Annotated in this window: 20 protein-coding genes; 13 read left to right on the top strand and 7 right to left on the bottom strand. The window is 60.0% G+C overall.

Annotated features, from left to right (window positions below):
• The first annotated feature begins 79 nt into the window (after nt 1-79).
• Nucleotides 80-1,192 carry an alkene reductase gene (locus Q0887_RS14870; protein ID WP_299196692.1) on the top strand — a complete coding sequence of 371 codons (1,113 nt, stop codon included), beginning with the start codon at nt 80-82 and terminating at the stop codon, nt 1,190-1,192.
• Nucleotides 1,193-1,197: 5 nt separating this feature from the next.
• Here Q0887_RS14870 and Q0887_RS14865 read toward each other — a convergent pair whose 3' ends face one another.
• Nucleotides 1,198-1,518, bottom strand: a complete 321-nt coding sequence (locus Q0887_RS14865; protein WP_299196690.1) for a hypothetical protein — start codon at nt 1,516-1,518, stop codon at nt 1,198-1,200.
• Nucleotides 1,515-2,186, bottom strand: coding sequence for a lipoyl(octanoyl) transferase LipB (gene lipB / locus Q0887_RS14860; RefSeq protein WP_299196789.1), 672 nt, complete (start codon nt 2,184-2,186; stop codon nt 1,515-1,517). The genes Q0887_RS14865 and lipB overlap by 4 nt, the downstream gene beginning before the upstream one ends.
• Nucleotides 2,187-2,304: 118 nt before the next feature.
• Here lipB and Q0887_RS14855 point away from each other — a divergent pair, with 118 nt between their 5' ends.
• On the top strand, nt 2,305-3,135 hold the full coding sequence (locus Q0887_RS14855; protein WP_299196688.1) for a hypothetical protein: 831 nt from the start codon (nt 2,305-2,307) through the stop codon (nt 3,133-3,135).
• Between the two features lie 12 nt (nt 3,136-3,147).
• Here the strand turns inward: Q0887_RS14855 and Q0887_RS14850 are convergent, their stop codons facing one another.
• Entirely contained in the window at nt 3,148-3,789 is a 642-nt protein-coding gene (locus Q0887_RS14850) for a methyltransferase (RefSeq protein WP_299196687.1), read from the bottom strand.
• 114 nt (nt 3,790-3,903) lie between these two features.
• On the opposite strand from Q0887_RS14850, the gene Q0887_RS14845 reads away from it, so the two are divergent.
• Nucleotides 3,904-5,244, top strand: a complete 1,341-nt coding sequence (locus tag Q0887_RS14845) for an MFS transporter (RefSeq protein WP_299196686.1) — start codon at nt 3,904-3,906, stop codon at nt 5,242-5,244.
• A gap of 4 nt (nt 5,245-5,248) precedes the next feature.
• On the opposite strand, the gene Q0887_RS14840 is transcribed toward Q0887_RS14845, so the two are convergent.
• Entirely contained in the window at nt 5,249-5,593 is a 345-nt protein-coding gene (locus tag Q0887_RS14840; protein ID WP_299196685.1) for an arsenate reductase family protein, read from the bottom strand.
• A 195-nt stretch (nt 5,594-5,788) separates the two neighbouring features.
• Here Q0887_RS14840 and Q0887_RS14835 point away from each other — a divergent pair, with 195 nt between their 5' ends.
• A complete protein-coding gene (locus tag Q0887_RS14835; RefSeq protein WP_299196684.1) occupies nt 5,789-7,960 on the top strand; it encodes a TonB-dependent siderophore receptor in 2,172 nt (723 codons plus the stop codon).
• Here the strand turns inward: Q0887_RS14835 and Q0887_RS14830 are convergent.
• Nucleotides 7,957-8,514, bottom strand: coding sequence for a (2Fe-2S)-binding protein (locus Q0887_RS14830; protein WP_299196683.1), 558 nt, complete (start codon nt 8,512-8,514; stop codon nt 7,957-7,959). The two genes, Q0887_RS14835 and Q0887_RS14830, sit on opposite strands and share 4 nt — an antisense overlap.
• Before the next feature lie 32 nt (nt 8,515-8,546).
• Nucleotides 8,547-9,323, bottom strand: coding sequence for a class II aldolase/adducin family protein (locus tag Q0887_RS14825; RefSeq protein WP_299196680.1), 777 nt, complete (start codon nt 9,321-9,323; stop codon nt 8,547-8,549).
• 146 nt (nt 9,324-9,469) lie between these two features.
• Here Q0887_RS14825 and Q0887_RS14820 point away from each other — a divergent pair, with 146 nt between their 5' ends.
• From Q0887_RS14820 to Q0887_RS14780, 9 genes are all read left to right on the top strand, one after another.
• A complete protein-coding gene (locus Q0887_RS14820; RefSeq protein ID WP_299196678.1) occupies nt 9,470-10,846 on the top strand; it encodes an MATE family efflux transporter in 1,377 nt (458 codons plus the stop codon).
• Nucleotides 10,847-10,974: 128 nt separating this feature from the next.
• Nucleotides 10,975-13,383, top strand: coding sequence for a chemotaxis protein CheA (locus Q0887_RS14815; RefSeq protein WP_299196676.1), 2,409 nt, complete (start codon nt 10,975-10,977; stop codon nt 13,381-13,383).
• Nucleotides 13,383-13,823: a chemotaxis protein CheW gene (locus tag Q0887_RS14810; protein ID WP_299196674.1), complete on the top strand. Its 441-nt coding sequence runs from the start codon at nt 13,383-13,385 to the stop codon at nt 13,821-13,823. The genes Q0887_RS14815 and Q0887_RS14810 overlap by 1 nt, the downstream gene beginning before the upstream one ends.
• 67 nt (nt 13,824-13,890) lie before the next feature.
• Entirely contained in the window at nt 13,891-14,256 is a 366-nt protein-coding gene (locus Q0887_RS14805; RefSeq protein ID WP_299196672.1) for a response regulator, read from the top strand.
• 5 nt (nt 14,257-14,261) lie between these two features.
• Nucleotides 14,262-15,398, top strand: a complete 1,137-nt coding sequence (gene cheB, locus Q0887_RS14800) for a chemotaxis-specific protein-glutamate methyltransferase CheB (RefSeq protein WP_299196671.1) — start codon at nt 14,262-14,264, stop codon at nt 15,396-15,398.
• A 6-nt stretch (nt 15,399-15,404) separates the two neighbouring features.
• Entirely contained in the window at nt 15,405-16,250 is an 846-nt protein-coding gene (locus Q0887_RS14795; protein ID WP_299196670.1) for a protein-glutamate O-methyltransferase CheR, read from the top strand.
• A 138-nt stretch (nt 16,251-16,388) separates the two neighbouring features.
• Nucleotides 16,389-17,945, top strand: a complete 1,557-nt coding sequence (locus tag Q0887_RS14790) for a bifunctional diguanylate cyclase/phosphodiesterase (RefSeq protein WP_299196669.1) — start codon at nt 16,389-16,391, stop codon at nt 17,943-17,945.
• On the top strand, nt 17,942-19,411 hold the full coding sequence (locus Q0887_RS14785) for a methyl-accepting chemotaxis protein (RefSeq protein ID WP_299196668.1): 1,470 nt from the start codon (nt 17,942-17,944) through the stop codon (nt 19,409-19,411). Before Q0887_RS14790 ends, Q0887_RS14785 begins: the two co-directional genes overlap by 4 nt.
• 148 nt (nt 19,412-19,559) lie before the next feature.
• Entirely contained in the window at nt 19,560-21,431 is a 1,872-nt protein-coding gene (locus tag Q0887_RS14780; protein WP_299196667.1) for a methyl-accepting chemotaxis protein, read from the top strand.
• Nucleotides 21,432-21,997: 566 nt separating this feature from the next.
• Here the strand turns inward: Q0887_RS14780 and Q0887_RS14775 are convergent.
• Nucleotides 21,998-23,098: a dimethylsulfoniopropionate demethylase gene (locus tag Q0887_RS14775; RefSeq protein ID WP_299196666.1), complete on the bottom strand. Its 1,101-nt coding sequence runs from the start codon at nt 23,096-23,098 to the stop codon at nt 21,998-22,000.
• Nucleotides 23,099-23,164: the final 66 nt, after the last annotated feature.

The raw sequence follows: 23,164 nt of genomic DNA, 5'->3' as shown, positions 1-23,164 counted from the left end.
CTCATTTTCCATGCTTGCGACTTAGCGCCGACATCTCCAAGTGAATAGCCAATTGAAACCCAATGGAGGAATTTCGCATATGCACGACGCTCTTTTCCAGCCGCTCAAGATGGGCGCGCTCGAAGCGAAGAACCGCATCTTTATGGCCCCGCTCACACGCGGCCGCGCGGCAAAGCCGATGTTCGTTCCCAACGATCTGATGGGCACCTATTACAAACAGCGCGCGGGCGCGGGCCTGATCCTGACCGAGGCGACCGGCATCAGCACCGAAGGGCTTGGCTGGCCATCGGCCCCCGGCATCTGGAGCGACGAGCAAACCGAAGCGTGGAAGCCAATTGTCGAAGGTGTGCACGAAGCAGGAGGGCTGATCGCGATGCAGCTGTGGCATATGGGGCGGATCGTCCACCCCTATTTCCTCGGCGGAGAGCGTCCTGTCTCGGCCAGCGAAACCAAGGCTCCGGGCGAAGCGCACACGCCCGAAGGCAAGAGCGAATACGCCACAGCGCGCGCGATGACGCAGGACGACATCAACCGCACGATCGACGATTATCGCAAGGCTGCCGAGAATGCGAAAAAGGCCGGTTTCGACGCGGTCCAACTGCACAGCGCCAACGGCTACCTTGTCGATCAATTCCTGCGCGATGGCACCAATCACCGCGAAGACGAATATGGCGGTTCGCCGGAAAACCGCACGCGTTTCATGCGCGAAGTGCTCGAAGCGATTGTCGATGTCTGGGGCGCGGATCGCACCGGCATCCGGCTGTCGCCCAATGGCGATTCGCAAGGCACCGATGACAGCAATCCGCCAGCGACTTTCGGCGCGGCTACAAAAGTGATCGAGGAGCTCGGCCTCGCCTTCCTCGAACTGCGCGAGCCCGGCCCTGACGGCACCTTTGGCCGAACCGATGTGCCCAAACAAAGCCCGCTGATCCGCAACCTCTATTCAGGCCCGCTGATCCTCAATTCGGACTACACAGCCCAACAAGCAGACGATGATGTGTCGAGCGGCAAATGCGACGCGGTGAGCTTTGGCCGTCCCTATATCTCCAACCCCGATCTGGAAAAACGGATCGCCGTGGGCGCCGAGTTCAACCCAAATAAGGACGTGCCCAAGAGCTGGTACTTCCCGATTCCCGAAGGCTATGTCGACTATCCGACACTGGCCGAGGAACAGGCCGCCAACGCAGCCTGATGCCGTTACTGCTCGGGCGCTGCCGGTGGTTCCGGCGGCGCCGGAGTGGCCGGTTCAGGAGCCTCCGCCCCGTCGCTGCTCGACGTCACCGTGGTTTCAACCGTCGTGGTCGAGCCATTGCTGGTGGTCGTCACAGTCGTGGTCCGCTCCGCAGGCGGTGAGGTCGAGGTCAGCTCTTCGAGCGGCAGCATATCATCGCTGATGCTGCCTTCGAGCACATCGCCCGCCACTTCGCCGCCGGTTTCGGTAGCAGTGGGCTCTTCGGTCACTTCGTCGCCGCAAGCCGCTAGCAGCAGCGCGGGCGCGATCAGGATCAGTTTTTTCATGTCTTGCAGGCCTTTAGTCGGGCCGCTTCGAGCGCGCCCAGAAATTGCGGAGCGCGTTTGATCAGCGCTTCGTCCCATTGGTCGTTTGATACTTCGATGCCCAGCCGCGCAAGGCTGGTCACGCCGAACTCGTCGATCCCGCAGGGCACGATGCCGCTGAAATGGGAGAGGTCCGGGTCAAGATTTACCGAGAAGCCGTGCATCGTCACCCAGCGCCGCACGCGCACGCCGATGGCCCCGATCTTGGCTTCGCGCCCGTCAATATCCTGCGTCCAGATGCCAACGCGGCCCTCTGCACGCCATGCCTTGACCCCGAAATCGGACAGAGTGTCGATCACCCAGCCTTCAATCGAATGGACGAAGCAGCGCACATCCTTGCCGCGCTTGCCCAGGTCGAGCAGCAGGTAGCCGACGCGCTGACCGGGTCCGTGATAGGTGTAGCGCCCGCCGCGCCCCGCCTCGATCACTTCAAAGCGCGGATCGACCAGCTCGCTGATATCGGCGCTGGTCCCGGCGGTGTAGACCGGCGGGTGTTCGAGCAGCCATGCCTGTTCGCGCGTCTGGCCTGCGGAGATAGCGCTGTTACGCACTTCCATCGCGTCCAGGGCGTGCTGGTAAGGCACAAGCTCGCTCTCGCGCACCCAGTCGAGCGCGGCGATATCGGTCATATCGGGAGCAATACTTGCCATCGGCTTTTGGTGGGGGCATTGACCGGCCAGATCAAGGGGTAAGGGCAGAATTGCCCGCCGGGATACCCATGAGGATGCCCAAGGGGATACAAGTCACATGAATTTCGACATGAACACCGTCTGGTCGCGCGGCGTGGAGTTGGTGCGCGACAATTTCTCATTGCTGGTGGTGATTGCGGGCGTGTTTCTTCTGCTGCCTTCGGTGGTGATGAATATGCTGTTTCCCGACGCCGCTGCCATGTCCGGTGCCAATGCCGACCCTGATATTGCCGCGCAGCAAATGTTTGCGATGCTCGGCTCGCTCTTCCTTTGGGCTGTGCCGCTAACGCTGGTTCAGTTTGCCGGTTACGGCACGATGGTGGCGCTGATAGGTGCGGACAGACCAACCGTTGGCGAAGCTCTGGTTTCGGGCATCAAGGCCACCCCCAGCATGTTCGTGATCTTCCTGCTGTTCATTCTCGCCTATCTTATCGCCGCCATCGTCATAATGCTGCCGTTTGGATTGATCGCAGGGGTGCTGGGTGCACCCTGGCTGATCTTTGTCGCGTTCATTCCCGTCCTGGGCTTTATCTTCCTGCTTATGGGAAGGTTGAGCGTCACCATGCCCGCACTGCTTTTCGAAGGCAGCCTCAACCCGGTCAAGGCGATGGTTCGCAGCTTCCAGATGACAGCCACAAAGCAATGGCAGATCACGCTGTTCTGGGCTGTGATATTCATCGTTTATTTCGTCATCAGTTTCCTGATAACGGGCCTTATCGGTGTCATCGCTGCATTGATCAGCTCAAGCACGACAGCGGCGCTAATCCTTGGTCTGGTGAGCGGTGCGCTTGCCATGGTGAGCGGCATTCTGATTTGCGCGCTGTCCGTGGCGATGCACAGCCAGCTTTCCGGCCCCAGTGTCGCAGCGATCGAGGAAACCTTCGACTAAGCGCCGGGCCTATCAGGCCTCGGCCGCTGCCTTGTCTTTCCACGCCCAATAGAGCTTGCATGGCAGGATGTTGCGCCATTCATAGCCCTCGTCGATCCGATTGAAGAAGGGCTTGCACTCATCGCGCACCGCTGCGGTGAACTGGTAGGCGAGGAACGCGCCGCCCGGATTGAGCGCTTCGTGCGTTGCCCGCGCGATACTCTCTGCCACGCCTTCGGGCAGAGTCGAAAACGGCAGGCCTGAAAGGATATAGTCCGCTCCGTCCACGCCAAGGTCGGCGAGAATCTGCTCAACATTCTCAGCCGATCCCAACACAGCATGAAAGCGTTTGTCGCGGATCGTGCGGGTGAGATAGTCGATGAAGAGCGGGTTGGTGTCGATCACGATCATCACCGCATCGCCGCGCAATTTGTCGAGCACGGGCTTGCAGAATGTGCCGATGCCGGGGCCATATTCGACGAACACCTTGCAGTTGCCCCAATCGACCGGCGCGAGCATCTTGCGGATGGTCCAGTCGGTCGACGGGATGATCGAACCGACCATGCGCGGATGTTCCATAAATCCGCGAAAGAAAACCGAGCATTGGTCGAAATATTCACGCCAGGGGCCTCGCGAGATCGTCCGCTTTGCTGCTGTTGAAATATTGCCTGTCATGTATGCTCCAGAGCGCAAAAGGGCGCCGTGTGGTTAGGGGTGATTGCCTAGCGAACTCGCAGACCGCCATTTGGTTTGCAAGTGTCTTGCCGCTCGCCTAGCGACATTTGGGCTATGGCCGACGCCGATCCTGCCTCTACCAGTCAAGCCGCATCCGGCAAGTCGATCCCTTCTGGGAGGATGGCGCTGTTGTTCCTCGTCATGTTGGTGACGGCAGCGGGCAACACCGCGATGCAATCGGTCATGCCGTCAATCGGCACCGCGTTAGAAGTCAACGATGTCTGGATCAGCCTAGCCTATAGCTGGTCGGCGCTGCTGTGGGTGACCTGCGCGCCAATCTGGGCGCGGCGGTCCGACCGGCGCGGGCGCAAGGCGATGATGGCGCTGGGGCTGGTCGGTTTTGTTGTTTCGATGGGGCTTTGCGGGCTGGCTCTTTGGGCCGGACTTTCGGGTTGGCTCACCGCCTTCTGGGCGCTCATCGCCTTTGCCGCCGCGCGCAGCCTTTACGGCGGGTTCGGCAGCGCGGCTCCGCCAGCAGTGCAGGCCTATGTCGCATCGCGCACACCGCGCAGTGAGCGGACCAAGGCGCTGTCGCTGGTGGCATCAAGCTTTGGGCTGGGTACGGTCATCGGTCCCGCACTCGCGCCGTTGATGGTGCTTCCCTTCATGGGCATCGGGCTTACCGGACCGTTCCTGTGCTTTGCCCTGATCGGCCTTGCGGCGCTGGTCTTGCTGAGGCTGCGCCTGCCCAATGACGAACCGCAATTTGCCGCGCGCGGACGGGCGGCGGAATATTCGAGCGGGCCGGGCGCACCGTCCCTGCACGATCACGATGATTCAGACGAGTCGGAAGAGCCTGCGCGCCTGCGATGGTTCGAGCCTCGGCTGCGCCCCTGGGTGATATCAGGTCTGGTGGGCGGACATGCGCAGGCGATGGTGCTGGGCATTTCGGGCTTTCTGGTGCTCGACCGGCTGGGCCTGCGCGATAGTCCGGCAGAGGGCGCCGGGCCGGTGGGCCTTGTCTTGATGGCGGGCGCGATTGCGACCCTGTTTGCGCAATGGGGCCTGATCCCGCGCTTCAATCTCGGTCCGCGCGCGGCAACGCTTTCGGGCATTACCGTTGCAGCGATGGGTGTCGCAATGCTGGGAGCCGCTAACGATCTGCATATGATCGCGCTCGGCTATGCCATCGCCTCGCTTGGATTTGGGCTGTTCCGTCCTGGGACCACCGCGGGCACGTCGCTTGCGGTTACGCGAGCAGAGCAGGGCCAAGCCTCTGGCGTGGTCGCAAGCGTTGCCGGAGCGAGCTTCATCTACGCGCCGGCGCTCGGCGTGTGGCTCTACAATATCAGCGACTGGCTCGGCTTTGGCCTTATCATCGCGCTGTGCATGGCGGTGGTGGTGCTGGGCTGGCGCGGTCTGGCGAGCGACGCCGTCCTCACGACCGACCGCTAGCGCGCTACAGCAGCTTGTGAACTTCGCCCTGCGGGCGGCAAAGCGCGGCGCCCTTCTCCGTCTCGACCAGCGGCCGCTCGATCAGGCTCGGATCAGCCGCCATCGCGTCGAGCACGGTGCCGGCATCGGCATCGGGAAGCCCGCGTTCTTTCGCATCGGTCCCGCGAATGCGCAGTCCCTGCTGCGGCGTGATTCCTGCATCGCGATAAAGCTGCGCCAATTTGTCGCGCGTCGGGGCCTGTTTCAGATATTCCACCACGGTTACTTCGACACCCGGCGTTTCTTCAAGGATCGCCAAAGTCTTGCGCGAAGTGCCGCATTTGGGGTTGTGCCAGATGGTCGCTTTCATGATCTGAATTCCCTTGTCCGGCGCTCCCGCAGTCCCAGATGCTTGGGGAATCGCGCCGCGTTGATCTCTTCGCTCCGGCTAACGCAAGCGCGGCAAAATCGCCACAATTTCTCTTTTTGCGAATAATTCGCAGTTTGAGGTTGCACTTGAGAATAGGTTGCAATAGCGACTCCAGCATCAGTTGGAAGGAACACGATGATTCACACCCTCTCGCGCAGCGCCCTCCTCCTCGGCTGCGCCAGCATTGCATTCCCTGTACTCGCCGAAGAAAGCGCGCCGCAATCGGGCGAAACCGTGTTCCAGCCCGGCCCGATCATGGAAACGTCGATCATAGAGACTCAGGGCGAAGATATCCTCGTCACCGGCGACGTCCTGCAATCCTCCGCTGTCAATTCGGTCAAAACCCCAACCCCGATCATCGACGTTCCGCAAAGCCTGACGATCACATCGCAGGAAGATATCACCGAACGCGGCTGGACCAGCATTGGCGAGATCATCGACTACACGCCCGGCGTCAGCACTTCACAAGGCGAAGGGCACCGCGATTCGATCGTGTTTCGCGGCGTGCGCTCCACCGCCGACTTCTTCATCGACGGGGTGCGCGACGACGTTCAATATTATCGCGGGCTCTACAATCTTGAGCAGGTCGAGATCCTCCGCGGCCCCAACGCTCTGCTGTTCGGGCGCGGTGGCACAGGGGGCATCCTCAACCGCGTGACCAAAAAGGGCGAGCTTGGCGACAGTTTCGGCAGCGCACAGATCGCGGTTGATACATTTGGCGGATATTCGGTCCAGGGCGACCTCAACATCTCCGAAAGCGACGTGATCGGTTTCCGGGTAAACGCTTCCTATGAGAGCCTGGAAAACCACCGCGATTTCTTTGGCGGTGAACGCATCGGTTTCAACCCGACCGCGCGCATCCTGCTTGGCGAGCGCACCGTGCTCGACCTGTCTTACGAGCTGGCCGACCACGACCGTTTTATCGATCGCGGCATCCCCACCGGCAGCGATGGCCGCCCGGTCGAGGCCTTTGCCGACATCACTTTCGGCGATCCGGAGCTGAACTTCACCACGCTGACTGCGCATCTGCTGCGCGCCAATGTCACCCACCAATTCTCCGACAATTGGAAGGGTTTGGTGAGCGTCGCCTTCGGTGACTACGACAAAGTCTATTCCAACTTCTACGCCAGCGGATACGATCAGGCGAACAGCCCCGATGTTGTCACAACCGACGGCTATGTCGACACGACGCAGCGGCAGAACCTCACCCTTTCGGCCAATCTGGTTGGCGAGTTTGAAACCGGAGCAATCGAGCACACGCTGCTGGTCGGCGGCGAATATGTTGACACATCATCCGATCAGGACCGCTTCAACGCATTCTGGGACCAGACGCAGGACGATAACGAGGTCTTTTCGATCACCCGTCCGTTGAATCTGCGCGGCGGCATCGGAGTCAACGCAGCCGGCCAGACTACGCGCAATGACTTCACCGCAGACCTCAACGACTTCACTCAGGTCGAAGTCGATGTTCTCTCGCTCTACATCCAGGACGAGATTGAGCTGACCGATTGGCTCCATGTGGTTGTCGGCGGACGTTTCGACAGTTTCGACATCGAGGTCCTCAACGTCCCTGCATCCGACCTGCGCACCCGCAAGGATGAGGAATTCTCCCCGCGCGGCGGTCTGATTTTCAAGCCGCAGGAGAATCTCTCGATCTATGCGAGCTATTCGGAGAGCTTCCTGCCGCGCTCGGGTGAGCAATTTGCCAACATCAATGGCAGCAACAACGCGCTCGCTCCCGACACCTTCACCAATCTCGAAGCCGGTGTGAAGTGGGATCCCGCGCGCAATCTCAGCATCACAGCTGCGGTGTTCGAGATCGAGCAAAGTTCGCCCCAGCCCAATGACAATGACCCCTCAACGCTCGATGTGATCGACAGCACGATCGAAGGCGTCGAACTGCAGGTGCAGGGTGAAATCATGCCGGGCTGGAGCGTTTCGGCCGGCTATTCCTATCTCGATGGCGAGCAGGTTGACCGGCTCGGCCCGACCGGCCTTCGCCCGCGAGAGCTGCCTGAACACATGTTCTCGATCTGGAACAGCGTCGAAGTGACCGAGCGCTTCGGTATCGGCTTTGGCCTGACCCATCAGGATTCAAGCTTCATCGACAACGGCAACAATGCGGTTCTTCCCTCATACACCCGCCTTGATGCCTCCGCCTATTACGAGGTTTCCGACAATCTGCGCGTGCAGGTGAATATCGAGAACATCACCGACGAGCTCTATTTCCCCAACAGTCATGCGACCCATCAGGCCAGCGTCGGCGCGCCGTTCAATGCGCGCTTTGCGATTACGGGGCGGTTCTAGTCTTCCTCGGTTGAGGCTTCGGGCACGCGCAGTGCAGGCACGCGCTGCGCTGCGTCCTCCGCGCCGATACCGGGAGCGGGAACGGCACTGATCGTCTCGCGCCGCTGGATCACACGGCCCGCGCGCTGCACGACCCGCACCAGCCGCGGATAGACCCCGCAGCGGCACAGATTCTGGAGCGCTTCGTCAATCTCCGCGCGGCTGGGTGCGGGATTTCGGTCCAGCAGAGCCGCGCCTGCGATCACAATACCGGGCGTGCAGAACCCGCACTGGATCGCCTGTTCGGCCACCATCGCCTGCTGCATCGGGTGCGAGCGATCACGCGCCAGTCCCTCGATCGTGGTGATAAAGCGCCCCTCAGCCTCGGCCAGAGTTATCCGGCAAGATCGCAACGCGGTGCCGTCGACCAGCACCATGCACGCGCCCACACAATCGCCCCCACCACAGCTTTTCGTGCCGGTGAGATTGGCCGCCTCACGCAACGCGTAAAGCAGCGGCATATCGGGATCGAGATCGAACTCGACCGGGCGATCATTGATCGTCATGCGCGGCATGAACGCACCTTCATTGTAAAGTTGCGGCCAGCCTAGCGGCGCCAGCTATCGTCGATCTTGTCGACCCGGCGTTTCCACGCTTCGAAATCGAACACGCCCTGCCCGCCCTGCGACTGCATGACGTGCAGATCGCGCTGATGGACATCGACCACCTCTTGCGGGACGACATTGGCCGCGCCTTGCGAGAGCGTCGCAACCTGAATTTCGCAGGCGCGCTGGAGCGCCCACATCTTCACAAACATGCTCTGAATGTCATGCCCCATCACGACAGGGCCATGATTGCGCAGCATCAGGATCGAATGATTGCCCAGATTCTGGACCAGCCGCTCGCCCTCTTCTTCGCGAACCGTCACGCCTTCGAAATCGTGATAGCCTATCTGGTTCTGGAAGTTGCAGGCGTAGAAATTGGTCGGGACCAGCCCGTCCTTGTGGCTGCACACCGCCATCGTCGCGGTTGTGTGAACGTGGCAGATCGCGTCAGCACGGCTGCCCAGATGCTTGTGGAAATAGGCGTGCTGGGTGAAGCCAGCCTTGTTCACCATATAGGGCGATCCGCCGACATTGTTGCCTTCGACGTCGATCTTGACGAGGTTCGAAGCGGTCACTTCGTCATAGAGCAGCCCGAACGGGTTGATCAGGAACGTGTTCTCTTCGCCCGGAACCTTCAGTGAGATGTGGTTGTAGATCGATTCCGACCAGCCGAGGTGGTCAAAGATGCGGTAGCATGCGGCAAGGTCGAGGCGAGCCTGCCATTCCTCTTTGCTGACCTGCCCTTCGAGGCTTTCGGATTGCTTGAGCTGCGTTGCCATTATGAGTGCCTTTCCCACGGAATCTGTCAATTTCCCGCTCCTTATCGCATGGCCAACGGGGGGCGCACAAGAACTTCGGGGAAATGCGCGCGCGAACGGGAAATTCGCTTCCCCCCGCTGCGCTGCACGGCTAGTCGCACAGGCAGATGAGCGACAGTGACAACCGGCCCGAACCAGCACCCAGTGCCAAGCTGACGCAGGGCAGCATAACCGGCCACCTCGTCGGGCAGACCTTGCCTGCGATCATCGGTGTCGCGGCGATCATGTCGATCGGCCTCGTCGATGCCTATTTCATCGGCCAACTGGGAAGCGATGCGCTGGCAGCAATCTCCTTTATTTTCCCGATCTCGGTCGCGCTGACATCACTTGGCGTGGGCGTGATGGTGGGGATCAATTCGGTCGTCGCGCGCGCGCTGGGCGAAGGGGACGAGACGCGCGCGGCACGGCGGGCAACCTTCGGAGTGGGCTTCGCAATCTTCGCAGGATTGGTGATGGGACTGGCGCTCTTTGCACTCAGCGATCCGCTGTTCCGCCTGATGAATGCGCCGGAAAACCTGCTGCCGCTGATCCGGATCTATATGCAGCCCTTCGCGCTCGGCTTTCCGCTGATCTTTGCAATCATGGGCTTTAACGGCGTGCTGCGCGGACAGGGCGAAGCGCGCAAGACCAGCACGGTTTCAATCTCCTACGCGGCCGCGAACTGGGTGCTCGATCCGATCCTGATAACGGGAGCATTCGGGTTTGAAGGTTTCGGGATTGTCGGTGCGGCCTATGCGACCATTATCGGCTGGGCAGTCGGTGCGATTGTAGCGCTGATGCTGGTGCGCAAGGCCGGAATTGCGCTCGACATTGCGCTGCTCAAGGGCACCGACCTGCTCGATCCTGCAGTGGTTATTCTGCGCGTGACCGGCCCAGCGGCCTTTTCCAATGCGATCAACCCTATCGGCCTGTCGATCCTGACCGCGCTGGTTGCATTGGAAGGCGGCGCGGCGGTTGCGGGTTTTGGCGCAGCAGGGCGCTTGCAGAGCTTTGCCACGGTGCCGCTGCTCGCTCTGTCTGGGTCTATCGGAGCCATTGTTGGCCAGAACTGGGGCGCGCGCCTTTATGATCGGTCGCGGCAGGCGGCGCTTTACGCGTTTGGATTCTGCATTGTCTGGGGCCTCGGCATTGCCATCGCGATGGTCGCGGGCGGCGAGTTTCTTGCCTTCCTCTTCACCGAAGACCCGAAAGTGGTTGCCGAATTCGCGCTCTATCTGAAGATCGCCGCATGGGGCTATGCCGGTTTCGGCCTGCTGATCGTGGCCAATGGCATCCTCAACGCAGTCGACAAGTCTGCATTCGCGCTCACCCAATCGGCAATGCGCGTGTTCCTCGTGATGCTGCCCTTTGCCTGGGTCATGGTCGCCAGCTGGGGCAGCGAGGCGATCTATTCAGCGGAGCTTGCCGCCAATCTGTTCGGCGGGCTGACAGGGCTGGTCCTGATCTACTGGGTTCTGGGCAAACGCGCGCCCGACCGCATCTGAACGCATCAGGCAGGCATGGTTAGCGCGCCATTTCGGCGCGCCCGGCGTCGCTGCCAGGGCGCATAGTAGCTCTTCGTTAACCATCTCCATCCATAAGGCGACGCTACTCTAATAGGGGCACGTGTGGCATGGATGAGGAACTGCTGGCGGATTTCGTCGCAGAAACGCGGGAGATGCTGGAGGCCAGCGAGGGCGAGATTATCGCCTGGGAAGCTGACCCCACTGACCGTGCGCGCATCGACACCATTTTCCGCTTTGTCCATACGGTCAAAGGCAATTGCGGCTTCTTCGACTTCCCCCGCCTAGCCGATTTAAGCCATGCTGCCGAAGACGCGCTGGCCGATTGCCGCGCGGGTCGCCGCGAACCCGACAGCGCATTGGTATCCGCCGTTCTCGCCATCATTGACCGGATTGTCGCGATGGTCGACGCGATTGAAGCGGGTGAGGAATTCGCCGAGGGCGGCGACGAAGCGCTGATTGCAGCGCTTGCCGATGGCGCCGAGCCTGCCGAGGCTGTGGAGAGCGCTCCGGCGCATGCTCCTGCCAGCGAAATCCTCGATCCGCAAAGCGCCGAAGCGCCTGCCGCGAAGAAATCCGAGGCGATCATCGCCCAGCGCTCGATCCGCCTGCCCGTGGACCTGCTTGACCGGGTGATGAGCGGCGTTTCGGATATGGTGCTGGCGCGCAATGATCTGGCCCACCGCCTGCGGCAGGCCGGCACCCAGCCAACCATTGACGGCCCGTTTGAACGGCTCACCGCGATCCTTGCCGATGTGCGCGACGCGATCACCCGCATGCGGATGCAGCGGATCGAGACCTTGTTTGGCTCGATCCCCCGGCTTGTGCGCGATCTGGCGGCAGAACTTGGCAAGCAGGTTATAGTCGATCTCGAAGGCGGCGATGTCGAACTGGACCGCGAAATGATCGAGACGATCCGCGATCCGATCACCCACCTTATCCGCAATGCCATCGATCACGGGATCGAAAGCCCGTCTGAAAGGCTGGCGAACGGCAAGCGCGAGATTGCTCTCCTATCGATTGCCGCGCGCCAATCAGGCAACACGATTTCTATCGTCATCAGCGATGACGGCGCGGGTCTGATCGAAGACAAGATCGCCGCAAAAGCCATTTCCACCGGTCTTGTGACCGAGGCTGAATGCAAGCAAATGAGCCGCGAGAAGATCCTCAATCTGGTCTTCGAGCCGGGCTTTTCGACCGCCGAGGAAGTCAGCAATGTCTCAGGGCGCGGCGTCGGTCTGGATGTCGTGCGCGACAATCTGGAACGCGTGGGCGGCTCTATCAAAGTGACCAGCACGCCGGGCATCGGCACGCTCTTCACCATGCAAATCCCGCTCACGCTCAGCATCATTGCGGGCCTGACGGTCGAAGCGGGTGAGCAGCGCTTTACGATCCCGCAAAGCTATGTCGAAGAAATCATTCATGCATCAGCCAAGGCGCTCGACTTCGCGCATGTCGGCGAGACAGCACTGGTGACATTCCGCGGCGAGCGTGTGCCGTGTCTGATGCTGAGCGAAGTACTCAGCCTGCCGCCAAGCAATATCGAGGAAGGCCAGCGCACAATGGTGATGCTGCGCCTTGCGAGCGGCGATCTGTTCGCGCTCGCAGTGGACCAGATCCACTCGCATGGTGATCTGGTGGTCAAACCGCTGGCCCCCGCCGTGATGAAAAGCGGCCTTTATGCAGGGTCAAGCCTGCTCGAAGATGGTCAGCCGGTCCTGTTGCTCGACGTGACCAATGTGGCGAACGAATACGGGCTGGTTTCCGATGCCCGCCAGCGTGTGCTGCAAACCGCCGATGACACCGGCTCAGGCAAAGTCAAAGATATCAGCCGCGCAATGCTGTTCACCGATTTTGCCGGACGGCGCTCTGCTGTGCGGCTTGAAATTGTGCAGCGGATCGAAACCGCACCGGTCAGCGCGCTCGATTTCAGCACAAGCCAGCCGCGTGCAGTGATCGACGGAGTTATCCTTCCGCTGATCGGCGTAGATCAGGCCACCGCCCCGCCCGACAAGATTCGCCTGCTTCGCCTGACCGATGGCCATTGCGAACTGCTTCAGGCGGTGCGCGAAGTTGATGATGCGACCGAGATTTCAGGAGCCATCAAACCCGTTGCCGACGACCCGCTGGTCGAAGGGATCACATTGATCGACAACCAGACCATCACACTGCTCGATGGCCATGCGTTGTTTGCCCGCTATGGGGAAGCGCCCGTCGCAGCCAATCTGCCAGTTTGCCGCCTGCCCGACAGTGATTGGGCGCGCGATTTCCTCGCACCGCTCATCGCCTCTGCAGGATATGAAATCGCGGTTGAGAAGGACGACGAAGCCGACGTCGCGATCTGGTTCGACGAGGATTTCGAAGCCGCGAGCGCGCTCGACATGACCTTCGACACGCCGGTCGTGCGCCTGCGCGAAGGGCCCGAAGCAAAGGGCAAGGGCGACACAGTCTATCGCTATGACCGCGACGGTTTGGTTGCAGCACTGCAACGGGCCTGCGCGTCTGGAGGAGCAAGCTGATGCAGGAACTGCTGGTCATGTCTCAGATCGCAGGTCGCCGCTGCGCGTTCCCTGCGCATGATGTCAAATCGGTGATCGAAATGGGTGCGATTACGCCGGTTCCGTGCTCGCCCGACTTCATCGAAGGGATCACCGCGATGCGCAGTCAGGCGCTGACCGTGATTGATTGCCGCCGCGCGCTGGGGCTGGACCCGGCTTCATGGTCGCTCGACGACCGCGCAATCGTCGTGCTGGTCGAAGGGCATTTCTACGCCCTGCGGATCGATTCCATCGAAGATATCACCACCGCCATCGGCAAACCCGAAGGCGTGCCCGGCGGCTTTGGCAAGGAATGGTCGCGCGTTGCCACCGGCATGGTCGAAACCAGCGCCGGCCCTGCTTTGCTGATCGATCTGTCGCTGCTGATCGCCGGCCCTGAAGCACTCGGAGTGGCTGCTTAATTTTAAACTTACCTTCTCCCACTAAAGCTGCCGTGTTCAGCTGAAAGGCAAACCCAAAGGGATCGCCATGAAAACTTGTCTAATCGTCGATGATTCGCGGGTGATCCGCCGGGTATCGAGACATATTCTGGAAACACTCGGCTTCACCGTCAGTGAGGCCGAAAACGGCCAGCACGGGCTGGAAGTGTGCGCCGAAGCCATGCCCGACGTGATCCTGCTCGACTGGAACATGCCGGTTATGACGGGGATCGAATTCATCACCCAGCTGCGCCAGCGCGAAGGCGGTGACAAACCCAAAGTCGTGTTCTGCACCACTGAAAACGACGTCGCGCATATCCGCGAGGCGATTAGCGCAGGCGCGGACGAATATGTGATGAAGCCCTTCGATCACGAAACGCTCCAGATCAAATTGCAGCTGGTGGGATTTGCATGAATTCCGTGACGACCTCCACACGCCTTCGAACCGGTGCCCAGCCGCTGCGCCCCGCTGATGCGATCCGGGTGATGCTGATTGACGATTCGCTGACGGTTCGCACGATCTTCAAGCGGATGATCGAAAGCGATCCGCAGATGGAAATCGCTGGCACAGCGAGCAGTGCCGAACGCGGTATCGCTCAATTGGCCGATGCCGACGCCGATGTGGTCCTGCTCGATCTGGAAATGCCGGGAATGGGCGGGCTCGAAGCCTTGCCGCAAATCCTCAGAGCCGCGCCTTCCGCGCAGGTCATGGTCGTCTCTTCGCTGACCGATGACGGGGCGGAAGCAACCATCGAGGCGCTGTCGCGCGGTGCGGCGGATACGATGCTCAAACCGCGTCCGGGCGGGTTTAACGATGAATATCGCAGCCTGCTGCTCGACAAAGTCCGCGCGCTGGGCACGCAAAACAATGCGGGCGATGCCGAACCGGCCAATACCAGTTCTGGCGCCGCAAGAGTCGCTGCTGTCCCTCAGCAGCACCGACGGACGAAGCACCCCGAAGTGCTCGCAATCGGCGCTTCGACCGGAGGCATTCACGCGCTCAACATCCTGCTGCGTCAGTTGCCGAAGGAATTCGATCTACCGATCCTCATCACCCAGCACCTGCCCAGCTCTTTCATTCCGGTCTTTGCCCGCCAGATCGAAGTCGCCAGCGGACGCACAACCCGGATCGCCGAAGATGGCACCGAAATCGACCGCGGCGAAATCGCAATTGCGACCGGTCACGGACATATGATCGTGCGCCGAGTGGGTGACAGTCTGGTCACACGAATTTCGGCCGACCCATCGATCTCGGGCTGCCTGCCATCGGTTGACCCGATGCTCTCCAGCTTGACCGAAGCATGCAACGGCCATGCGATTGCAGTCATCCTATCAGGGATGGGCCGCGACGGTTTTGACGGGGCTTCCGCATTGAGCGCAGCCGGCGGCACCATCTGGGCGCAAGATGCCGATACAAGCGCAGTCTGGGGCATGCCCGGTGCTGTCACCAAAGGGGGCCTGACCAGCTATGTCGCCTCTCCCGAAGCCTTGGGCGCGGCAATGGTGAGCGAGTTTATCAAATCATGGAAGCCGGCAAGGGACCAGGCCTCGTCCTGATCCCGTATGGAAACCAGCCAGGCCTCACTCGAAATCATCGCTGACCTGCTGTCGGAGCGAACCGGCCAGCAATTCACCGAAAGCCGCCGTTGGCGCGCCAGCAGCGCGCTTTCCGGTGTGTTTCGCAAGCATGGCATCGACAATGTTGATCAACTGGTGTGCCTGCTCGATCTGCCGCGCAGGCGCTCGCACGATCTCGACCTTGCCACCGAAGTCGTCGAGGCTCTGCTCAACAACGAAACCTATTTTTTCCGCGACAAGCCAACCTTCGACCAAATACCCGAAACGATCCTGCCCGAACTGGCCGAGCGGCGCACGCGGACAAAGCGGATTTCGATCTGGTGCGCGGGCTGCTCAACAGGTCAGGAAGTCTATTCGCTCGCCATGATGTTCGCTGAAAAGCCGCAGAAATGGGACGGGTGGACGATCGACATTCTGGGGACTGATATTTCCCACCGCGCGATTCGGCTCGCTCGCGCAGGCCTTTACAGCCAGTTCGAAGTGCAACGCGGTCTCGGCGTCACGCAGATGCTGCGCCATTTCGAAGACACGCCCGGTGGCTGGCAGATCAAGGACGATTTGCGGAAAATAACGCGTTTTCAGCAGCATAATGTCCTGGATATGCCCCCTGCCCGGCGCAGTTTCGATCTGGTTCTATGCCGCAATGTCCTGCTCTATTTCCCCGCTGACATTCGCACCAAAGCCTTCACCCAGCTGGCTGGTGCGATGGCAGGGGACGGCTTGCTGATGATCGGCGCGGGCGAAACGGTCATCGGCCACACGCGCGCCTTTGCCCAGTCGAAGGGCCGGGCCAGCATTTACGAGCTGAGCCCGAATGCGGCGCTGGCCTAGGCAATCGGGCCGGTCCATTAACCCCGCATCCGGGGGAAGCACTAAGCCATGACACGTGGTTTTACCAAAAATTTGCCATTGGTCTTTAGGAAACTTCGCGAAGCTTCTGCGTGTTTTCGCGTAACCAAAGGATCCCGAGTGCCCGACAAGAGCAAGCCTTTGCGCCTGACCCATTGGGGCCTTGTGCTGGTGCCGCTGGCAACCTTGTCGCTGGTGTTCGCGCTGGTGACGCTGGTCGTAATTGCCAGCGACCGGCTCGAATTTGCCTCTCCGGCTGCTTTGCTGGTCGCAGGTGCGTTGATCTACGCCTCAACCATATTCCTTCTAAGCCGCAGCGGCATGGCCAGTTTTCGCGAACTTGAAGAACTGGGCATCAAAGACGATCTCAGCCGCCTGCCCAATCGCCGAGCGCTGCATGCCGATATGGCCGAATTTGCGGACCGTGACGACGAAGTGGCAATCGCGCTGATTGATCTCGACCGGTTCAAACAGGTCAATGACCATTTCGGCCATGCAATCGGAGACCGCCTGATCCTTGAATGCGCAAAGCTGCTCAAGCAGATCTGCGACGGGGAAGCGAAGTGCTACCGGCTTGGCGGAGACGAATTTGCCGCTGTCCTGCATGGGCCGCTGGCGGGAACCATCCTCGAAGGGATGTGCCGCACCCTGCTCGAAAGGTTGGAAAACCCGATCAGCGTAGGAAACCACGACATCGCAGTGGGCGCCAGTATCGGCCTTGCCCGCAGCGTCACCGGAGAGCCGGTGCCCTCCTCCGAAATGCTGCGCCGCGCGGATGTCGCGATGTCGATGGCAAAACGCGGCGGCAAGATGCGCTGCACCTGGTTCAATGCCAGCTTTGATGAGCGGCGCGAGGCAGTGCGCGAGCTCGAAGACGAGCTTCGCCGCGGATTGGCCAAGAACGAATTCTCGGTCTTGTATCAGCCTCTGGTCGATGCCGATGAAGGCCGGATCGTCGCAGTCGAGGCGCTGCTGCGCTGGAACCGCGCAGACAAGCGCGCCATCGGTCCCAATGAATTCATTCCGGTTGCCGAGGAATCGGGGATTATCAACCCGCTCGGCCTTTGGGTGCTGCGCAGGGCCATGACCGATGCGTTGAAGTGGGATGGCATCACCTTGTCGGTCAACATCTCCGCGGCGCAATTGCGCAACCCGGAATTTCCGATCAAGCTTGGCAAGATCATTGAGGAAACCGGCTTTCGGGCCGAGATGCTCGAACTCGAAGTCACAGAAACCTGCCTGGTGCTCGATCCGGTCGTGGCCGAGCGCAGCCTCGATGTGATCCGCAAATTCGGCGTGCGTATCTCGCTCGACGATTTCGGGACCGGATACGCCTCGATCGGTTTCCTGCGCCAGTTCCGCTTTGAAAAACTCAAGCTCGACCGCAGCCTTGTGGTGCAAGCGGGCGAGGATGAAGGCAGCCGCGCCATGATGCTGTCGAGCATCGCGGTCGCCCGCGCTCTCAAAATGGGTGTCACCGCCGAGGGTGTAGAGACGCGCGAGCAGGCCGACATGGTGCGCCTGGCAGGGTGCGATCAAATTCAGGGCTGGCTGTTCTTCAAAGCCATGCCAGCAAGCGAAATCAACGACCTGATAGAAAATCAGGCACTTGCCGTTCAACGGCAAAACGGACGGCAGGCGTCCGCAAATTCAGGGATGGGTGGAACGGCAGCATGAGCAAGCCAGAAACAATCAAGGTCGAAACCGACTACGAATTCGACGTCGACTCAAGCTACGCGACAGTCGGCAATGACGCATTTGTCTATGACGAAAGCGTGGATGCGCTCACCGGTTGGTATCGCGGTCGCAGCACCAACCAGAAGGTTATGCTGACTATCGGTACACCGCTTTTGCTGGTCTGTGCCACCGCCGCCTTTTCCTTTTACGGCCTGGGCGAGATCAGCAAGATTATGGCTGCCGCACAATCGGCCGATCTGGCCGGTGCAGCGAGCGCGGTCGACACTTTGCGCTACGTCCTGATCGGCTGTGTGGTCGCCAGTCTCGGCCTCACCTTTGCGCTGTTCAATGCGATCAAGAATGATGTCATCGGCACATCGCGCCAGTTGGTCGACTGCCTGACGCGCATCGCCGACGGTCAAAACGAAATCGTTGTCCCCCATCAGCAGCGCGGCGATGAATATGGGGAGCTCGCTAAAGTCGCCGAACGGATGCGCCGTGCCAGTGTGCAGTTCAAGAAAATGTACGAAGAGCGCGCCAACCGTGCCACCAGCGAACTCGAGGAGACCACCCGCCTGCAACTGCAACAGGACGAGGCCCAACGTGAGCGCGAGGCCGCCTTGCGCGACATTGCAGACCAGTTCGAGCGCACTGTCGGCGATGTGGTCAGCGGCGTTGCAAGCGCATCAAGCCAGTTGCAATCAACCTCGACCCTGATGGCTTCGAGCGCGGAACAATCCGCGCAGCGTACCTCGGATGTCGCCAGCTCAATGGAAGAAGCCAATGCTGGCGCAACAGCCGCCGCAGCCGCTTCGGACGAGTTTGCTATGTCGATCGGCGAGATCAGCCGTCAGGCAGCGTCGTCGGCCGAACTGGCGCGCAAGGCCACGCTCTCTGCCAATGAAGCCGATACAACGATTTCGGCCCTCGCAGATTCGGCTCAGCAAATCGGGCAGATTGTCGAACTGATCCAGACCATCGCCAAACGCACCAACCTGCTCGCGCTCAACGCTTCGATCGAAGCTGCGCGCGGGGGCGAGGCGGGCCGCGGATTCGCGGTGGTGGCGAGCGAGGTCAAGGAGCTCGCGATGCAAACCAGCCGCGCGACCGAACAGATTGCGGAGCAAATCCAGTCCATGCAGGGCACCACCAGCGCCAGCGTCGACGCATTGCGCTCGATATCGGATGAAGTGCAACAGCTTGAAACAACCTCTGTTTCGATCGCCAGCGCAGTGGATCAGCAATCGGTTGCCGGACAGGATCTGGCGCGCAGCATCGACCTTGCGGCACGCGGAACGGAGCAGGTTGCCGACCACATCAAGGAAGTGCGCGAATTGTCGCTTTCCACGGGAACGGCCGCCAGCCAGGTGCTCACCAGCTCGACCGCGCTTGAACAACAGGCCTCCGTCCTGCGCGATCAGGTGAACCGATTCCTCGCCAAAGTGCGCGAAAGCCGGGTGAGTTGAAGGCGCTGATCTTGCGGTAAACCGCAAGGGTTCTCACAAAGTATTATAAAGGAAAACCGTTCAGGACGCTCGTGTGCTTGCGGGCGCGTTCGGCCTCGTGAGGACCAGCCATGTGGCTGTGCATCAAGAGCGCAGGGAACGAGTTTTCATGAATATGATGACGCCGCAGGACGAGCTGGAAGAGCAGGCGACACCGATCCGCTCTGACGACCTGTCGCGCAGCTTTGAAATTGATCAGCACTCTATCGAAGACCGCGACGCAGGCGACGCGAGCATTGACCGGTTTGGGTGGTTTCACAACCTCTCGATCAGGGCGAAGGTCCACGCGATCTTCGGAGCATTCTTCGGCATAAGTTTTACCATGACATTGGTTCTGGGCCTCGCGCTTGGCGAAGGCTGGTTGCGCTATTCCGAAGCAGTGAGTGCAAGCGACGCCATGAACGAAGCGCGGCAATTGCGCATGGTCGCAGGCGATATGCGCTACAATACGGTACGGTATCTCTTTGCCGGAGAGGAGACCATTCTGGACCGGCAACGCGAAGCCTACGAAGCAGCCAAAGCGCGCATTGCCGCGCTGGAGCAGATGACTGCACCAGGCAGGAGCGAAGGCATGACAGGCTACGCCGCGGACGTCGCCCAGATCCGCACTGCCCTTGAAAATTATGATGTTGCTTTCTCCAGAGCAGCGAGTGCGCAGGAAGGCGGCGAGAGCCCCGAACGTATGGACCGCCTTGGTCGAACGCTATCAGCGCTTGGAGACGGCTTTCTGATCGATGCCCGCGAGGTTGCCGATCGATTTGATGAACTGCGCCGCGAAAATCAGGAGATAGGGCTCGCATATTTCCGCAACATGTTGATACTTGTAATTATTCTTGCGTTGGCCGCATTCGTGATCCTGGTCGGAGGACTGCGATATCTGTCGCATGATTTCAGCCGCAAGGTCGTCGAAGTCTCCGATGGCATGACGAAACTCGCTCGCGGAAATCGCGACTTCGAGATTGAAGGGCAGGAACGCAAGGACGAGATCGGTCAGATGATCCGTGCATTGGCCTTGTTCAAACGCGGGAACCAGCAGCTTGAAATCTGGGCCCATGAACGGACCGAACAGGCGGCTAAGGAAGTTAGACTTGAGCAAGAACGCGCCGCAGAGCGAAGTGAAATCGAGCAACGCAAGGCAGCCATTCTTGAGGAAGTTGCCCTCGAGCTTGAACGCACTGTCGGCGAAGTGGTCGCCAGCGTGGCCTCGGCTTCGGGACAGTTGGGAAGCACTGCACAAAAAATGGCAGCCACCGCCAATGAAGCACGCAAAAGAGCCGAAGGCTTGGTCGATCATATGGACGAAGCCAGCGAAGGTGCCGCGTCCGCTGCTGCGGCAAGCGACGAATTTGCTGTATCGATCGGTGAGATCAGCCGGCAGGCAGCGGCCTCAAGTCAGATGGCTCGGCTCGCCCGCGACGCAACCGAAGAAGCCGATACCACGGTTTGCGAACTGGCGACTTCGGCCGAACAGGTCGGCAATATCGTCCAGCTAATCTCCACAATTGCGCAGCGCACGAACTTGCTCGCACTCAATGCTTCGATCGAAGCAGCGCGCGGCGGCGGTGCGGGACGGGGATTTGCTGTTGTCGCGAGCGAGGTCAAGGAGCTCGCCATGCAGACCAGCCGCGCGACCTCGCAGATTTCCAGCCAGATCCGCGCAATGCAGGCTTCGACCGACGATAGTGTCGGGGCGCTGAAGGCGATTGCCGAACAGGTAAAACAGCTGGAGGGAACTTCGGTTTCGATTGCCAGCGCTGTGGATCAGCAATCGGTCGCAGGTCAGGAACTGGCACGCAGCATAGACCGCGCAGCGCGGGGAACCGAGCAAGTCTCTGATCACATCAATGATGTGCGCGAAATGTCGCTCTCCACTGGCATCGCCGCCAATCAAGTGCTCAGCAGCGCGAATGAGCTTGAGACGCAGGCAGCAACGTTGAGCACGCAGGTTCGCACGTTCCTGGCTCGCGTGCGCGAAGGGTGAGCTTTTGCTGGCGAGAAGGCCAAGCGCTTCGACGAAGAGCACATCGCACTCCGACTGAAAGCGAGCACGGCGAAGGAGTACCGTAAGAACTCGAGTTCTTCTTCTTACCTGCGATTGGCTTGGTAAGGGCGGTGGCGCCAGTCGTGAAGATACTTTGCGATGTCGGCGCAGGGACCGTGTTCCTTTTCGCGGCATGGAGAGCTTACAAGATAGTTTCGAAATGGGAGAAAACACGCTCGCTTTATCAGGGCTTGAAAGTGTCCTTCCGAAACAACTTGTGAGAGCCGAAATTTGAGAATGCCAAATTTCTTGGTTGAGAGTATTCCGGCTCCGTGCGCCTGTTGAGGTTAGCGCGGGGCAAGAAGCCTTTAGCTATCATACCTTTCTGACGACGATGATTATGACCTTCCTGGCTCTTCAAGAGATTGAGTTAAACGTTGTTCATCTGCTTCTGATGCTTTGGAAACCACTGGTCGAATGGTTGGTGTTTGGTCTGCCGTACCCTCGCCACGACGGGGCTTCTTTCATCTAAATAATGATAGAACAATTCCAGGGAGCAAACGCAGTCACAGCCAAAAACTCGATCGCACTTCTGCTCGGCGATCGCCGGTGGGGGTTCTTACCTCTAGTATTGTTCCTGCATGCCAGTGTTCGGCGTCGACCATCCCGATGGCAACATTGGTGCTGAAATCAGGTGACCAGGCAGCAGACGACACCTGCCCGACCTTGATGCCATCTTTGAGTAAGTCCCAAGCTGCATGCAAAGGGGGCACCGGATCGCCTTGAATGGAAATCGGGCGGATCTGCCGGGAAGGACCATTCGCGCGTTCCGTCTCAAGAGCATGCTGTCCGATGCATTCGATAGTGTCGTCCGGTCCGGCGCAATATTTGCCAAGGCCGCATTCGAGTGGCGAATTTTCCATCGTCATATCGTTGCCGTAGCTGAGCAAACCGGCTTCGATCCGCTCGATTAGGTTGGGGCATCCTGCGCGAACATTCAGATCGGCGCCTGCCCCAAACAGCCTATTCCAAACGCCCATCGCGTGTTCGCCACCCTCGACATATATCTCGAAACCTCCTTGTTTCGAATATCCCGAACGCGCCACAACAAAGCTCATCTGCTCAAATGCAAGGCGCTGATAACGGAAGAAGCGAATGTCACACACAGCCTCGCCGAAAACCCTCACCATCAGCTCTTCAGCCTTCGGCCCTTGCACTGCAAGCGGGGATACGTCGGGCTCGAACACCTGCACATCCAGTTTGGCGCCCAAGGCCAGTCCCTTGACCCACAATAGCAAATCGCTGTCGGCAATCGATAACCACCAGCGATCTTGGCTGTGTTTGATCGCGACCGGATCGTTGAGCATACCGGCGTTCTCATCGACGATCGGAACATAATAGCATTGATCGTCTTGCATCTTTTGCAGATTGCGCGGGGTGAGTTTCTGGATCAGGCTTGCCGCATCCGGCCCCACAATTTCGACAGAGCGCTGGCAAGAAACATCCCAGACCTGAACATATGTCTTGAGGTGCCGATAATCCGTTTCAATATCTCGGAATAAGGTCGGCAAAAGCATGCGGTTATAGACCGTGTAAGCCGTCACTCCGGCATTCTCGACACCGGGCGTAAAAGGAGTTTGGCGCAACCGACGCGATTGTGACAACATTCGCATGAGAAAGCTCCCTATTATCGATGCTCGGTCGCAGCAGGCAGTCCCGAAATGTGCAGCGTT

It is taken from the genome of uncultured Erythrobacter sp., from assembly GCF_947492365.1.
Classification (GTDB): domain Bacteria; phylum Pseudomonadota; class Alphaproteobacteria; order Sphingomonadales; family Sphingomonadaceae; genus Erythrobacter.
The sequence above is the reverse complement of the archived record's forward strand: the minus strand, read 5'-3'. Positions and strand labels throughout refer to the sequence as shown.